This window comes from Actinoplanes sp. TFC3 (assembly GCF_001553785.1).
Taxonomy (GTDB): Bacteria; Actinomycetota; Actinomycetes; order Mycobacteriales; family Micromonosporaceae; genus Actinoplanes.
On sequence record NZ_LOJP01000001.1, the window covers coordinates 1992836 to 2006857 of the forward strand.

Here is a 14022-nt window from a genome sequence, read left to right on the forward strand (position 1 = left end):
GCGGGGTGGGCATGGGCGGGCTGGCCCGGCTGCTGCTCACCCGCGGGGTCCCGGTCACCGGCAGCGAACTGCGGGAATGGCCGGCGCTGGCCGCGCTGCGGGCGCTGGGCGGCACGGTGCACATGGCACACGAGCCGGCCAACCTCGACGGCGTGGACACCGTGGTCTACTCGACCGCGATCCCGTACGAGCATGTCGAGCTGGCCGAGGCGCGCCGCCGGGGGCTGCGGGTGCTGCTCCGCTCCGAGGCGCTGGCCGCAGCGATGACCGGGCGCCGCACGATCGCGGTGGCCGGCACCCACGGCAAGACCACCACCACCTCGATCATGACGGTGATCCTGCAGCACGCCGGCGAGGACCCGTCGTTCGTCATCGGCGGCGAGATCTCCGCGGCGGGCGCCAACGGCCACCACGGCTCCGGCTCGTACTTCGTGGCCGAGGCCGACGAGAGCGACAAGTCGTTCCTGATCTACCGCCCGCACGTCGCGATCATCACCAACATCGAGGGCGACCACCTCAACAACTGGGGTGACCTCGACGGGCTCAAGGCCGGCTTCCTGGAGTTCGCCGGGCTCGCCGACGACGACGGTTTCGTGGTGACCTGCGCCGACGATGAGGGCGTGCAGGAGCTGATCGTCGCGCTGCGCGCCCAGGGCAAGACCGTCTACACCTATGGCGAGAGCGAAACAGCCGACCTGCGGATCACCGATGTCGTCTCGTCGGTGCAGGGTGTGCGCTATCAGGCCACGCTGGACGGCAAGCCGCTCGGGGAGATCCAGCTCGCCCTGCCCGGCCGGCACATGGGTCTCAACAGCGCCGCGGCGGTGCTCACGGCGATGCGCCTGGGCCTGCCGCTGGACAAGATCGTCGAGGCGCTGGCGTCGTTCCCGGGGGTGCGCCGGCGTTTCGAGCGCAAGGGCACGGTCAACGGAGTGCGGGTCTACGACGAGTACGCCTACCACCCGACCGCGGTCACCGCGGCGTTGCGCACGCTGCGTGAGGTGGCCGGCAACGGCCGGCTGGTCGTGGTCTTCCAGCCGTACCGCGTCTATCGCACCCGGGATCTGCAGGCCGAGCTGGCCGAGGGTCTGGCGATCGCCGACGAGGTGATCGTGATGGAGGTGTTCGGTCCGGGGGAGACGCGCGGGCCGGGCGAGGGCGGTGTCGCGCTGACCGCGGCAATCGACCTGCCCGCCGACCGCAGGATCTTCGTCCCGTCGTGGGAGGACGTTCCGGCCGAAGTCGTGCGCCGTAGCCGCCCGGGTGATGTGGTGGTGACCATGGGCGCCCCGCCGATCGCCCTGATGGGCGACGAGCTGCTGGTTGCGCTTTCGCAGAGCTGAAAGCTGCTGGCTCGACCGGGGGGAACGCGATGAGCGAGGGACGTAACTGGCGGCTGGTGCGGGCGGACACGGATGCCGTGCCGCCCTCGGTGCGGCGCTTCATGGCCCGGGCCCGGCAGCGCCGGCTGCAGGCCGCCCTGCCGTGGGCGATCGCGCTGGGCGTGGTGCTGGTGCTGGGCGGGCTGACCTGGATGGTCTACGGCACCTCCGTGCTGGGCGTGCGGCAGGTCAAGGTGGTGGGCACGCAAACGCTGAGTGCCGAGCAAGTGCAACAGGCCGCAGCGGTACGTCCGGACGAGCCGCTCGCGCGCGTGGACCTCGACCAGGTCCGCAGCCAGGTGCAAGCGTTGCCGGCGGTCGAGCGGGCGATCGTGTCGCGCGGCTGGCCCTCCACGCTGGAGGTGCAGGTGGTCGAGCGGACGGCGGTGGCCGCCGTACCCGTGGGCAAGCAGTTCTCGCTGCTCGACGCCGAAGGCGTGGCCTTCCGGACCGTGGCCGATCGTCCGTCGGGGCTGCCCGTGGCGAACCTGGCCACTCCCGGACCGGCCGACATCAACACCCGTTCCGCCCTGGTCGTGCTGGGCTCGCTCACCGATGAGCTGCGCGAGCAGGTGCTGTCGGTGTCGGTGCCCGCGCCGGCTCAGGTGCAGCTGGGTCTGCGCAAGGGCCGCACGGTCATCTGGGGCGACGAGACGCAGAGCGAGACCAAGGCCCAGGTGGCGACCGCGCTGCTGCAGCGCAAGGGCGACACGATCGACGTCAGCGCGCCAACCGTGGTGACGATCCGGTAGTTCCCCGCAAACGGACGAACGGGCCTGAACGGAACATTAGGGTTGAGGTTACGGCTGAGTCGGATACTCGCCTCGTAAGCGGACGCCGACACGCCGCGTTGGTCCTTGGTTCGGGCGACACGTCCGCTTACGTTGCCCCGAGAGGTTGAGTAGTTGACATAAGTCTAAGCCTCTAGTAGAGGGTGAGGGTTTCCTCGCCCTCCCTTGTACGGAGCGGACTTCGATGGCGGTTCCCGCCCGGAACCGCTGGGGCCCTCGTTGTCCGGAAACCCTGGAAGGGAAGGCTGAGCCCGATGACACCTCCGCACAACTATCTTGCGGTCATCAAGGTCGTCGGCATCGGTGGCGGTGGCGTGAACGCCGTGAACCGCATGATCGAGGTAGGGCTCAAGGGAGTCGAGTTCATCGCGATCAACACCGATGCCCAAGCGCTGCTGATGTCCGATGCCGATGTCAAGCTCGACGTCGGCCGCGAACTGACCCGCGGGCTCGGCGCCGGGGCGCAGCCCGAGGTCGGCAAGAACGCCGCCGAGGACCACCGCGACGAGATCGAAGAAGTCCTCAAGGGCGCCGACATGGTGTTCGTGACCTGTGGTGAGGGCGGTGGCACGGGCACCGGTGGCGCCCCCGTGGTCGCCAACATCGCCCGCAAGCTCGGTGCGCTCACCATCGGCGTGGTCACCCGGCCGTTCTCGTTCGAGGGCAAGCGCCGCCAGGTGCAAGCCGAGTCGGGCATCGACGAGCTGCGCAACCAGTGCGACACGCTCATCGTGATCCCGAACGACCGGCTGCTCGCACTGGGCGACCGCGGCATCAGCATGATGGACGCATTCCGCCAGGCCGACCAGGTGCTGCTCTCCGGTGTGCAGGGCATCACCGACCTGATCACCACGCCGGGCCTGATCAACCTGGACTTCGCCGACGTCAAGAGCGTCATGAGCGGCGCCGGCAGTGCGCTCATGGGCATCGGCAGCGCCCGCGGCGACAACCGCGCGGTCGAGGCGGCCGAGAAGGCGATCTCCAGCCCGCTGCTGGAGCAGAGCATGGACGGCGCCCGCGGCGTGCTGCTCTCCATCGCCGGCGGCTCCGACCTTGGCCTGTTCGAGATCAACGACGCGGCGCAGCTGGTCACCGACGCGGCTCACCCGGATGCGAACATCATCTTCGGTGCGGTCATCGACGACGCGCTCGGCGACGAGGTGCGGGTCACCGTGATCGCGGCCGGCTTCGACGGGGGCACGCCCTCGTACAAGCCCGCCGAACCGGCTCGCAAGGTCGTGCCGCAGCCCACCGCGCCGCCGCCGGTCACGCCCAGCGTGCCCGCGCCGGTCAGCCCGGCCACGTCCACTCCGCCGGCGGCGACCACCCCGCCGCCGCGCCGGGTGCTGTTCGACGACGTGGACGTGCCGGACTTCCTCAAGAACGGTTCCTGACGACCTTGCCGGACGCGCGTCGCGACGAGCTCGCAGCCTCCCTCGCGGAGGTCCGTGAGCGGATCGCGCGCGCTTGCCGCACGGCCGGACGCGACCCGGGTGCTGCCACCCTGGTCGCGATCACCAAGACGTACCCCGCCAGCGACGTCGACATCCTGGCGTCGCTGGGGGTCACCGAGGTGGGGGAGAACAAGGACCAGGAGGCGGCGGCCAAGGCGGCGGTTGTCACCGCGCCGCTGCGCTGGCATTTCGTCGGCCAGCTGCAGCGCAACAAGGCCAAGTCGGTGGTCACCTACGCCGACGTCGTGGAGTCGGTGGACTCGCTGCGGCTGGCCACCGCATTGGACACCGCGTCCGAGCGGCTGCGGGAGCGGCCGCTGGACGTGCTGATCCAGGTGAGCATCGACGGCGACGTCTCGCGCGGGGGCGCGAGCATCGCCGATGTGCCGGGCCTCGCCGCGCACGTGGGAACCTGCGGCCGGCTGCGCCTCGGCGGCGTCATGGCGGTCGCGCCGCGCGACTGGGAACCGGCGCGCGCTTTCGACGTACTGGCCGATGTGGCCTCCCGGCTTCGTGCCGATCATCCGGATGCGACGGTCATCTCGGCGGGCATGAGCAACGATCTCGAAGCGGCTGTCGCCCGGGGAGCGACACACGTCAGGATCGGCACTTCTTTGCTCGGGATGCGAAACCCGCTGCGGTAGCCTTGCGGCGGGCAGCAAACTACATACGTGTTGTTCGCCGGCGGCCCAGTCCACCTGCGGAGAACGCGGCGTTGTGACCGAACACAGCGTTGTAGCGGGCGCCGGGGTCGCAGAGGTTTGAAGATCGCGGAATCCGTGCAAGGGGGGACGCGGCGCGCCAGGGGGTGCGTGCCGCACACAGACGGAGGTGGGGGCATGGACGAGCGGTTCAGCGCCGAGGGGTCGGTGATCGCATGAGCGCTATCCGTAAGGCGGGAGTGTGGCTCGGCCTCGTCGAGGAGGACGACCAGTACGACGACCGTGGCTACCGCGACAGTGGCTACCGGGAGCGTGACCGTGATCGGGACCGGGACCGCGATTCCGGCTACCGCTATGCCGACGAGTACGCCGACGACGAGGACGACGTCGAAGAGGCGCCGGCACTGCCGCGAGCCCGGGTGTCCGATCGGGGCAGCGGCCGGCTCGAGCGCGCCGCGGCCGCCCTGGACCGCGAGGACCACGACCGCGGCGAGCGCGCCAGCGTGCGTTCGATCACCCGTCCGCCCGCTCCGGCGGCCGAGCCCGCCTACTCCACCCGGGAGAACCTGGCGCTCGCCCCGCAGACCCAGGTGCACCAGCGCCCGGTCGAGGAGGAGCAGCGGTACCAGATCACCACGCTGCACCCGACCACCTACCGCGAGGCCCGCACGATCGGCGAGCACTTCCGCGACGGCGTGCCGGTGATCATCAACCTCACCGAGATGGACGAGGGTGACGCTCGTCGCCTGGTTGACTTCGCCGCCGGGCTGGCGTTTGGCTTGCGCGGTACGATCGAGCGCGTGACCAACCGGGTATTCCTGCTCTCGCCGGCCAATGTTCAGGTCACCGCTGAGGACAAGGCCAAGATCGCTGAGGGCGGCTTCTTCACCCAGAGTTGACCCCTAACGAGGGACCCGCCTGACGTGCTGTCGATCGTGTTGCAGATCATCTATCTGCTCGTCTATGTCTTTTTCCTGACCTTGCTCGCCAGGTTCGTGCTGGGTGCGGTGCTGCAGTACGGGCGCCGCTGGCAGCCGGGGCGGGGCGCTTCGGCGGCATTGGAATCGGTGTGGAGCGTCACTGATCCACCCCTCAAGGCGTTGAGGCGTGTGATCCCACCGCTTCGGATTGGTACCGTGAGCTTGGACCTGGCGTCCCTGGTCCTGCTGGTTATCCTGTTCGTGCTTTTGAACTTCGTGTTAGCGCGTCTGATCCTGGCGTCCGCCTGACCGCGGCCGCTGTGATCGGCTGCGCCCCACGCGGCCGCAACTGACCCGAGGAGTTTCGATGCCGCTGACCCCGGCCGACGTGCACAACGTCGCCTTCAAGAAGCCCCCGATCGGCAAGCGGGGGTATGACGAGGAGGAGGTCGACGCCTTCTTGGACGAGGTCGAGCGCGAGCTCGCCCGTCTGATCGAGGAGAACAACGAGCTTCGTGCCCAGGTGGAGCGTGGTGGACGGGGTGGCGCACCAGCCGGCCCGAGCAACGACCCCCGCATGGCCGCCGAGCTCAACGACATGAAGGCGCAGCTCGATCGCGTCCAGCGCGACAAGACCGCCGCGGAGCAGGCCGCTCGCCAGATGCAGGCCGAACTCGAGCAGGTTCGCTCGCAGGGCGGCCCGGTCGGCGCTCCAGCGTCCTCCGGCAGCGGTGACGGCGAGCAGCAGGCGCTGCGCGTGCTCATGATGGCCCAGCGCACCGCCGACGACCACGTGTCCGACGCTCGCCGCGAGGCCGACAAGCTGCTCTCCGACGCCCGCTCCAAGGCGGAGGAGGTCACCCGTGAGGCGCGGGCCAAGGCCGACGCCCTCGAGCGGGACGCGCGCCAGCGGCACCAGGAGGCCATGGGCGGCCTGGACGCCAAGCGCTCGGCGCTGCAGAAGCACATCGAGGAGCTCAAGCAGTTCGAGCGCGAGTACCGCACGCGCTTGAAGGCCTACCTCGAGAGCCAGCTACGCGACCTCGACGGCCGCGGCCAGGGCCTGGAGGCGGAGATGACCCGCGCCGACGCCAACCGCGCGGTCGGTGGTTCGGGTGGTCTCGCCACTGCCGGTCTCGCCGGTTCGTACGGCGGCAGCCGGGCCAACTCGATCGAGACGGGCCGCTGAGCCCGCGCGTCACCCCTTACGCAACGACCTCACCGCGGCGGGGATGAGCCATGATTGTCACCAGTCTCCTGCTCATCCTCGTCGCCGTGCTGCTGCTCATCCTCGGCCTGGCCGGCGGTTCCAGCACCCTGCTGATCAGCTCGATCGTGGCCAGCCTGCTGGCCGCGGTGGCGCTGGTGATCGGCGCCCGCCAGGCGGCGGCCCGCCAGCCGGTCGGACGGCGCAGCACCCTCGGCGACCCCCTCTCCGCCGAGGACACCCTCATCAGCGAACAACCCCCGGTCGCTGAGCCGGCCTATGCCACAGCTGACTCCACGGCCCCGGCCGAGGGTTCGCGCTGGAGCGGGCGGCGCCGGCGCTCGGCCGGGCCGGAAGTCGACATCGACGCCCCCACCAGCATCATCCCGGGCATCGAGGACTTCCCGCCGCCACCGGGACCCGCAACCCAGCCGCCCGGTGGACCTTCGCCGGCCGGTGCGACTCTGCAGCCCGAGGAGACTCTGCCCGGCGAGGCCGCGGCCGACCCGGAAGCCACCGACGACAGCGAGCCGGACCGCGCCGCCGCGTACGCCGCGGGTCAGCGCGACGCCGAGGCGGGCCTGAGCGGTCCGTCGCACCCGGCGGCCGGACCGGAAGCCGACACCGGGGACGTCACGGAGCGTGCTGAGCCCAGCGCGGTCCGGTCGGACGAGTCGCCGGTCGGTGACCCCGTAGCGGAGCGCACCGCACACTCGGGTGCGGACGCGACCCGCTCCGGGCGCCGAGCGGCCGGCTCGCCGGACTACGACCAGGCGGCCTCGGTCATCGGCGGAGCCCGCTCGGCCGATGACGAGTCGTGGCGGCGCACCGAAGGCGAGCAGGTGGCCCCGGAGCCCGCAGCCGAGCCGGTTGTCGCGGCTGGGGCGGGAACGGTCGAATACGACGACCCGGACCCCGAGGACCCGGCCGACGAGCCGCTTCCGCAGGCCGTACGTCCGGCCGACGCGGTGCGGGTGGCCCGGATGGACGCCGCGGTGGTGGTGGTCGACGGCCGGCCGCGCTACCACCTGCCGGCCTGCCCGTTCGTGGCCGGCAAGCACCCCGAGCCGCTACCGGTGTCGGAGGCGGTGGAGCTCGGCTTCAGCCCGTGCGGCACCTGCCGTCCGGTCGACAATCTGGTTGCCGCCGCGTCACGGCACTGACGCTGCGTTGTCCGGGGCCGCCTACTCCTGGTGAGTAGGCGGCCCCGTTGCGGTGGGGCATCGATGATCGCCGAGAATGGGGCATGCCCAACCCCGAGCCCGCCGTCCCGGTCTCGGTCGCGGTGCGCGTCAAGCCGGGTGCCGGGCGCACCCGGGTGGGCGGGCGGTACGACGGCCCGCACGGTCCGGCGCTGATCATCGCGGTGGGGGCGCCCGCTGTCGACGGCAAGGCCACCGAGGCGGTGCGGCGGGCGCTGGCCCAGGCGCTCGGCGTGCGACCAGCGGCGGTCAGCCTGCGACTCGGCGCGACCAGCCGGGACAAGGTGTACACGGTCGAGGGCGACGTCACGGCGAGGCTGACCGAGCTGCGCGACGGGCCGGCATGAGCGGCGGGCTGGATCTCGCGCTGCTGGTAGGTGCCGGGGTGCTGCTCGTCGCGGTGGGGGCGGTGCGGCTGTCGACCCGGGTGGGACTGCCCAGCCTGCTGGTCTACCTGCTGATCGGGATCGTGATCGGCGAGGCCGGGCTCGGGATCCACTTCGATGACGCCGAGCTCACCCGTACCCTCGGCTTCTGCGCCCTGATCGTGATCATCGCGGAGGGTGGGCTGACCGCCCGCTGGACCACCCTGCGACCCGTGCTCGGCCTGTCGGTCGCCCTGGCCACCCTCGGCGTGGCGGTCAGCGTGGCGGTGGTCGGCGCGGTGGCGCACTGGGTGCTGGGGCTCGACTGGCGGCTGGCCCTGCTCTACGGCGCGGTGCTGTCCTCGACCGACGCCGCCGCCGTGTTCGCCACCCTGCGCCGGCTACGGCTGCCCCCGCGGCTGGTCGCGACGCTCGAGGCCGAATCCGGCATGAACGACGCGCCGGTGGTCCTGCTGGTCGTGCTGCTCTCGGCCGTGCAGCCGGCCGGTCACCCCTGGTGGTACGAACTGCTGATCGTCTTGTACGAACTCAGCGCCGGCGCCGCCGTAGGCCTCGCGGTCGGCGTGGCCGGACGGTGGCTCCTGCGCCACGCCGCGCTGCCCTCGGCCGGGCTCTATCCGATCGCCGCGGTCGGGCTGACCGTGCTCGCCTACGCCGTCGGTGCCGTGGCGCACGCCTCGGGCTTCCTCGCCGTCTACGTGGCCGGAGTGGTGCTGGGCAACGCCCGGCTGCCGCACCGCCAGGCCATCCTCGGGTTCGCCGACGGCCTCGCCTGGCTCGCCCAGATCGGGCTGTTCGTGCTGCTCGGGCTGCTGTCGTCGCCCGGCGAGCTGGCCGGTGCGGTGGGCCCGGCCCTGCTCGTCGGCTTCGCCCTGGTGCTGCTGGCCCGCCCGCTGTCGGTGTGGTTCTCGGCGCTGGCGGTCCGCGCCCGGCGCCTCGGCTGGCGTGAACAGGCGTTCCTGTCCTGGGCCGGGCTGCGCGGGGCCGTGCCGATCGTGCTGGCCACCATCCCGCTGTCCAGCGCCACGCCGGGTGCCCACGGCCTGTTCAACGCCGTCTTCGTCCTGGTGATCATCTTCACGCTGGTGCAGGCCGGGACGCTGGCCCCGGTGGCGCGCCGGTTGCGGATCACCGCTCCAGCCGAGGCGGCCGAGGTGCACGTGGAGGCTGCGCCGCTGGAACGGATGCACGCCGACCTGCTGCAGATCGACGTGGCACCGGGGTCGCGGCTGGCCGGGGTGCACATCGACGAGCTGCGGCTGCCGGTCGGGGCCAGCGTCACGCTGGTGGTGCGGGAGGGAGCGGGGTTCGTACCGGGGCCGGACACCCGGCTGTGCACCGGCGACAGCCTGCTCATCGTCGCCACCACTGACGTGCGGGACGTGGCCGAACGCCGGCTGCGCGCGGTCAGCCGCCGGGGCCGGTTGGCCCGCTGGTTCGGTGAGGACGGCACCGACCGGCGCCGATCCGGTTGAACCGGGCGGGGTCGGGTATCCGACGCCGGATTTCGCCCGGATCATCGATCGGCGGCGGTGCGCCGTGTTGTCGGCGCTCCTCACGTTCCGTATCCTTGCCGGTCTCCGGAGTGCGCGGCGAATCATCGCCGCGCCGTTTGTGCACGTGGGGGTGTGCAGACGAGGTCCAGCACGGCCGTCCGGAGCAGGACGACCGGTCCACATGCCGATTTCGCCGCGCCACCGCGCGGCTCAGGGGAGCGACGATGGCAAAGGCAACCGAAAAGGCTGCGCCCAAGCGGTCCCGCAGCGCCGAGGAAACCGAGAGCATCCGGGTGGCGCTGGCCGAGCGCCGCGACGAGCTGCAGGCGGAGTACGACCAGTCGCTCACCGAGCTGACCGCGCTGCAGCGCGAACGCCTCGAGGACAGCGCCGGCGACGACCAGGCCGACACCGGCACCAAGACGTTCGAGCGTGAGCAGGAGATCACTCTGGCGAACAATCTGCTGGAGCGCATCACCCAGGTGGAACGCGCCCTCGAGCGTCTCGGCGAGGGCCACTACGGTTGGTGCGAGCGATGCGGCAACGCCATCCCGGTCGAACGGCTGGCGGCGTTCCCGGTCGCGACCCTCTGTGTGGCTTGCAAGCAGTTGGAGGAACGACGCTGAACGCCGACGAGGCCGCGGGCGGCACCACCCAGGCGAGCGCGGACGGCAGGACCCGGACCGGATTCGCGGTCCGGGCGGTGATCGTTCTCGGGGTCACCGCGGTGCTGGCCGTCGTGCTCGACCAGCTCGTCAAGGAGCTGTCCACCAAGGGCCTGACCGAGGGTGAGCCGGTGCGCATCCTCGGCGGGCTGGTCTACCTGTCCCTGCTGCGCAACAGCGGGGCCGCTTTCAGCTTGGGCAGCGGCTTCACCTGGGTGTTCCCGCTGGTCACGCTGGCCGTGATCTGCTGGATCGCCTGGATGGCCACCCGGCTGCGCTCGGTGCCGTGGGCGATTGGGCTGGGCCTGGTGCTCGGCGGCGCGCTGGGCAACCTGGGCGACCGGCTGTTCCGTGCCCCCGGCGTGTTCCAGGGACACGTGGTCGACATGATCAGCGTCTTTGGGCCGTACGGCGAGTACTTCGCGGTCTTCAACATCGCCGACGCCTGCCTGAGCGTCGGGGTGGTGCTGGCGGTGCTGCTGGAGCTCACCGGGCGTCAGCGGGACGGGTCGCGGACCGCTCGTAAGGGGGCACCGGCGTGAACGCGCGCTCTTTGCCCGTACCGGATGGCCTGGACGGCATGCGCCTCGACCAGGCCGTGTCGCGGCTCTTCGGCCTGTCCCGAACGGCGGCCGCGTCGCTTGTCGAAAACGGCGACGCCCTGGTCGACGGGATCCCCCGGCCGAAATCCGACAAGGTGGCCGCGGGCGCCTGGCTGGAAGTAACGCTGCCCCCACCGGTGACCGCCCCCGCAGTGGTGTCCGAGCCGGTGCACGGCATGGGCATCATCTACAGCGACGACGACATCGTGGTGGTCGACAAGCCGGTCGGCGTGGCCGCGCACCCCAGCCCCGGCTGGACCGGCCCGACCGTGATCGGCGGGCTGGCCGCGATGGGCCAGAACGTCGCCACCAGCGGCGCCGCCGAACGCCAGGGCGTGGTGCACCGCCTCGACGTGGGCACCACCGGCTTGATGGTCGTGGCCAAGAGCGAGCTGGCCTACAGCATGCTCAAACGCGCCTTCAAGGAGCGTGAGGTCGACAAGCGCTACCACGCGATCGTGCAAGGCCACCTGGATCCGCTGCGCGGCACCATCGACGCGCCGATCGACCGGCACCCGACCGCCGACTACAAATTTGCTGTCATGTCCGGCGGCAAACCCAGCGTCACCCACTACGACACGCTCGAGGCGTTCCGCTCGGCCAGCCTGATCGACGTGAAGCTGGAAACCGGCCGTACCCACCAGATCCGCGTGCACTTCTCGGCGATGCGCCACCCCTGCGTGGGCGACCTCACCTACGGTGCCGACCCGACGCTGGCCGCGCGTCTGCAATTGGGCCGGCAGTGGCTGCACGCCCGCGAATTGGCCTTCCTGCACCCCCGGACGCAGGAAGAAGTTCGCTTCGTCAGCGACTACCCTGACGATCTGGGGTACGCGCTGGACGTGCTCCGCGACATTTCCTAGGGGGCGCGGCATGTGGCCCGGCGACCGCATGATGCCACCGCTGGTCCGCGGTCGTCCGCGCGTCGGCGGCGGGCCTCTGCGGCTGCGCGTGATGACCGGGCTGGCCCTGGCGTCCGCAGCGGCGCTGCTGTTAACCGTGGTGCTGATCACCGACCGTGGCCCGGAGATGGAGAGCCCGGCCGGTGACGTGGTGCGCGTCGGGGTGGTCGACGGACAGTCCGTGTCGGGATATCTGCGCTCCAGCCAGGGCGAGCTCGGCGCGATGTTCCCCTCGGCCGGGGACACGTGGGCGCTGGTGAGCTTGACGTCGTACTACGCGCCGGACAAGCTCGGCGCGGTGCTCGGGGATGCGCCGGTGGCCCAGGTGTATGCGCGGGCGCCGCTGCCCGGGGTGCGGACCCAGGTGGTGCGGATCCCCGTCTACCGGATGCCGCAGGACGTGGTGGCGGGCATGCTGAACGCCGCGCTGGCCCGCGACCAGGAGCAGGCCGACTACCGCAAGCTCGGCGGTGAGCTGGGGGAAAGCGCCAACGACATCCGGCTGCGCCGGGCCTATGAGAACGCGGCGCAGACCGCTGCGGCCGAGGCTGCCGCGTTCCGGGCCCACTGCGCGTGCGTGTTCGCCGCGGTGGTGCGGGCGGCGCCGGCGGCGTTGGACCGAATAGCCAACCGGGCGGAGGTCAGGGTGGTGGACCCGGCGCCGGAGGTGCGGCAGTTGGACCGTACGGAATTCCGGCCGGTCCTGCCCGAACAGCGCCCGTCAACGACTGTTGCCCCGGAAACCCCCACGCCACTACCCTCATCGACCGGGGCGCGTGTGACATCGGCCTCACCGGTAAGCCCCAGCGTTGGGGCCAAGCCATCGGCTGCGGCGTCGGAGGAGAGCGCCGCCGTACCCTCCGCCAGGCCCTCCGGCTCGCATCCTGACCAGCCATCCGCCGGTCCGGGAGCATCCCGGAGCGCCTCCGGGCGTTGAAACTGCGACGGCGTCCGCTGGGCGTGCAGATGCCGAGCCGGATGCACGTGCGAGCACGTTGTGCCGTCAGGTGATCAACGGCGCTCACGTTTGTGGATGCCGGGAGTGGCCTGACTAGGGTGGGCGTCCGTAGCCTGTTGCGGACATTTGTTTACTGACTGAGGGCTGGAGGTCGAGCTTTGGACGGGACCGAGACCGGCTGGGGCCGGCCTGCGGAACCAGCGCCGCGCTGGCGGGCGCTGCTCGACCGGGCTCGCCACAACGGCCGCACCGACCAGGACGAAGAGGCCCAGCCCGAGGAGCCCAAGCGCGGCTCCGGGCAGCCACTGCCGACCCGGCCGGTGGGGCGGCCGTTCAACCCGCTCGACCCGCGCCTGCGCGATCAGGCCCCCCCTTCTGCGCCTGCTTCGCCGCCGCCTGCGGCTGCGGCGCCGGCTCCGTTGCCTTTGCCGCCGATCAATCCGCTGGATCCTCGGCCTGGCCGGGCCAATCTAGGGGAGCGGCTGGGGGCTGCTGGTGCTCCTTCACCCTCTTCTTCTCCTCCTTCCTCTCCGCCTGCCTCCTCGGCTTCTTCGTCGATTGAACGAGGGAGTTTCGGGGCATTTGGGGCCGCTTCTGGGCGGCAGCCGGGGGCGGTTGGGGAGCGGTTGCCGGAGGGGCAGTCCCGGGGCGGGCTTCCGGCTCGGCAGCCGTTGGGCCAGAGTGGTGCCCTTCCGCTGCGGCAGGCGCTTGAGCGGGGTGGGCTTCCGGCTCGGCAGCCTGGGCCAGGTCTTCCGCCGCGGCAGGCGCTGGGTGAGCTTGAGTCCTCGGCTCCCGAAAGAGGGTCTTCCGCTCCGGAGCTTGGGTCCTCGGCGTTCGAGCGTGGATCCTCGGCGTTCGAGCGTGGGTCTACGGCTCTGGAGCGTGGGTCTACGGCTTTTGAGCGTGGGTCCTCGCCTTTGGAACGGGGGCAGGAGTGGACCTCGGATCGGGCGGCGGATCGCGCGTCCGAGCGTGGTCAGCAGTGGTCATCGGACCGTGGCCAGGACTGGTCGTCCGGCCGTGCGCAAGGTCGGGCTGCCGATCGGGGCCAGGGCGATCGGGGCCAGGGGCGTGCCGGTCAGGCTGGTTCTGGGCTGTCTGGCCTGGGTCAAGCTCCCTCGGACTTCGGCCAGGCCCGCGCCGCCCAGCATGATGGTGGCCAGGCCCGTGCCGCTCAGCACGATCTCAGCCAGGGGCGCGCCGCCCCGCACGACTTCGGTCCAAGCCGCGCGGCCCAGCATGACTTCGGTCAAGGCTCCGCCGGTCAGCATGACCCTGGCCAGGCCCGCGCCGGTCAGACCCTCGGTCAGACCCACAGCGGTCAGCCGGACTTCGGCCCGGCCCAGATCGGCCAGCCGCACGTCGGTCAGGCCCGTCCCCCCGCCCATCCGGACC

Annotated in this window: 15 protein-coding genes; 14 read left to right on the forward strand and 1 reads right to left on the reverse strand. The window is 71.4% G+C overall.

The window, feature by feature from the left end:
* The 14 genes from murC to TFC3_RS37875 all read left to right on the forward strand — a co-directional run.
* Window positions 1-1343, forward strand: a 1343-nt coding sequence (murC, locus tag TFC3_RS09180) for a UDP-N-acetylmuramate--L-alanine ligase (protein ID WP_067498121.1), incomplete at its 5' end; no start/stop codon positions are given.
* A 29-nt stretch (window positions 1344-1372) separates the two neighbouring features.
* Window positions 1373-2134 carry a cell division protein FtsQ/DivIB gene (locus TFC3_RS09185; protein ID WP_067498124.1) on the forward strand — a complete coding sequence of 254 codons (762 nt, stop codon included), beginning with the start codon at window positions 1373-1375 and terminating at the stop codon, window positions 2132-2134.
* A 293-nt stretch (window positions 2135-2427) separates the two neighbouring features.
* Window positions 2428-3567: a cell division protein FtsZ gene (gene ftsZ, locus TFC3_RS09190; protein ID WP_067498127.1), complete on the forward strand. Its 1140-nt coding sequence runs from the start codon at window positions 2428-2430 to the stop codon at window positions 3565-3567.
* Entirely contained in the window at window positions 3564-4271 is a 708-nt protein-coding gene (locus TFC3_RS09195) for a YggS family pyridoxal phosphate-dependent enzyme (protein WP_067506299.1), read from the forward strand. The genes ftsZ and TFC3_RS09195 overlap by 4 nt, the downstream gene beginning before the upstream one ends.
* 233 nt (window positions 4272-4504) lie before the next feature.
* Window positions 4505-5188 carry a cell division protein SepF gene (locus TFC3_RS09200; protein WP_067498130.1) on the forward strand — a complete coding sequence of 228 codons (684 nt, stop codon included), beginning with the start codon at window positions 4505-4507 and terminating at the stop codon, window positions 5186-5188.
* Window positions 5189-5212: 24 nt separating this feature from the next.
* Window positions 5213-5518: a YggT family protein gene (locus TFC3_RS09205; RefSeq protein ID WP_067498133.1), complete on the forward strand. Its 306-nt coding sequence runs from the start codon at window positions 5213-5215 to the stop codon at window positions 5516-5518.
* 58 nt (window positions 5519-5576) lie between these two features.
* Window positions 5577-6398: a DivIVA domain-containing protein gene (locus TFC3_RS09210; RefSeq protein WP_067498137.1), complete on the forward strand. Its 822-nt coding sequence runs from the start codon at window positions 5577-5579 to the stop codon at window positions 6396-6398.
* Window positions 6399-6448: 50 nt separating this feature from the next.
* On the forward strand, window positions 6449-7579 hold the full coding sequence (locus TFC3_RS38500; protein WP_067498140.1) for a hypothetical protein: 1131 nt from the start codon (window positions 6449-6451) through the stop codon (window positions 7577-7579).
* 83 nt (window positions 7580-7662) lie between these two features.
* Entirely contained in the window at window positions 7663-7965 is a 303-nt protein-coding gene (locus TFC3_RS09220; protein ID WP_067498143.1) for a DUF167 domain-containing protein, read from the forward strand.
* Window positions 7962-9479, forward strand: a complete 1518-nt coding sequence (locus TFC3_RS09225) for a potassium/proton antiporter (protein ID WP_067498146.1) — start codon at window positions 7962-7964, stop codon at window positions 9477-9479. Before TFC3_RS09220 ends, TFC3_RS09225 begins: the two co-directional genes overlap by 4 nt.
* A gap of 245 nt (window positions 9480-9724) precedes the next feature.
* Window positions 9725-10126: a TraR/DksA family transcriptional regulator gene (locus tag TFC3_RS09230; RefSeq protein ID WP_067498149.1), complete on the forward strand. Its 402-nt coding sequence runs from the start codon at window positions 9725-9727 to the stop codon at window positions 10124-10126.
* Complete coding sequence (lspA, locus tag TFC3_RS09235; protein ID WP_082771942.1) at window positions 10036-10707, forward strand: signal peptidase II; 672 nt, start codon at window positions 10036-10038, stop codon at window positions 10705-10707. Before TFC3_RS09230 ends, lspA begins: the two co-directional genes overlap by 91 nt.
* A 38-nt stretch (window positions 10708-10745) precedes the next feature.
* Entirely contained in the window at window positions 10746-11630 is an 885-nt protein-coding gene (locus TFC3_RS09240) for an RluA family pseudouridine synthase (RefSeq protein ID WP_236718377.1), read from the forward strand.
* A 10-nt stretch (window positions 11631-11640) separates the two neighbouring features.
* The gene (locus tag TFC3_RS37875; RefSeq protein WP_067498157.1) at window positions 11641-12606 is read left to right on the forward strand and encodes a hypothetical protein; all 966 of its coding nucleotides are present in this window, start codon (window positions 11641-11643) and stop codon (window positions 12604-12606) included.
* Between the two features lie 1007 nt (window positions 12607-13613).
* Here the strand turns inward: TFC3_RS37875 and TFC3_RS36865 are convergent.
* Window positions 13614-14022 (reverse strand): hypothetical protein (locus TFC3_RS36865; protein ID WP_201787133.1); only part of this gene is annotated, 409 nt, incomplete at its 5' end.

What these genes read in the sequence shown, in the direction of transcription:
- TFC3_RS09185 (WP_067498124.1), top strand. Translation starts at nt 1,373, where the DNA reads ATGAGCGAGGGACGTAACTGGCGGCTGGTGCGGGCGGACACGGATGCC.
- ftsZ (WP_067498127.1), top strand. Translation starts at nt 2,428, where the DNA reads ATGACACCTCCGCACAACTATCTTGCGGTCATCAAGGTCGTCGGCATC.
- TFC3_RS09200 (WP_067498130.1), top strand. Translation starts at nt 4,505, where the DNA reads ATGAGCGCTATCCGTAAGGCGGGAGTGTGGCTCGGCCTCGTCGAGGAG.
- TFC3_RS09210 (WP_067498137.1), top strand. Translation starts at nt 5,577, where the DNA reads ATGCCGCTGACCCCGGCCGACGTGCACAACGTCGCCTTCAAGAAGCCC.
- TFC3_RS38500 (WP_067498140.1), top strand. Translation starts at nt 6,449, where the DNA reads ATGATTGTCACCAGTCTCCTGCTCATCCTCGTCGCCGTGCTGCTGCTC.
- TFC3_RS09220 (WP_067498143.1), top strand. Translation starts at nt 7,663, where the DNA reads ATGCCCAACCCCGAGCCCGCCGTCCCGGTCTCGGTCGCGGTGCGCGTC.
- TFC3_RS09225 (WP_067498146.1), top strand. Translation starts at nt 7,962, where the DNA reads ATGAGCGGCGGGCTGGATCTCGCGCTGCTGGTAGGTGCCGGGGTGCTG.
- TFC3_RS09230 (WP_067498149.1), top strand. Translation starts at nt 9,725, where the DNA reads ATGGCAAAGGCAACCGAAAAGGCTGCGCCCAAGCGGTCCCGCAGCGCC.
- lspA (WP_082771942.1), top strand. Translation starts at nt 10,036, where the DNA reads ATGCGGCAACGCCATCCCGGTCGAACGGCTGGCGGCGTTCCCGGTCGC.
- TFC3_RS09240 (WP_236718377.1), top strand. Translation starts at nt 10,746, where the DNA reads ATGCGCCTCGACCAGGCCGTGTCGCGGCTCTTCGGCCTGTCCCGAACG.
- TFC3_RS37875 (WP_067498157.1), top strand. Translation starts at nt 11,641, where the DNA reads ATGTGGCCCGGCGACCGCATGATGCCACCGCTGGTCCGCGGTCGTCCG.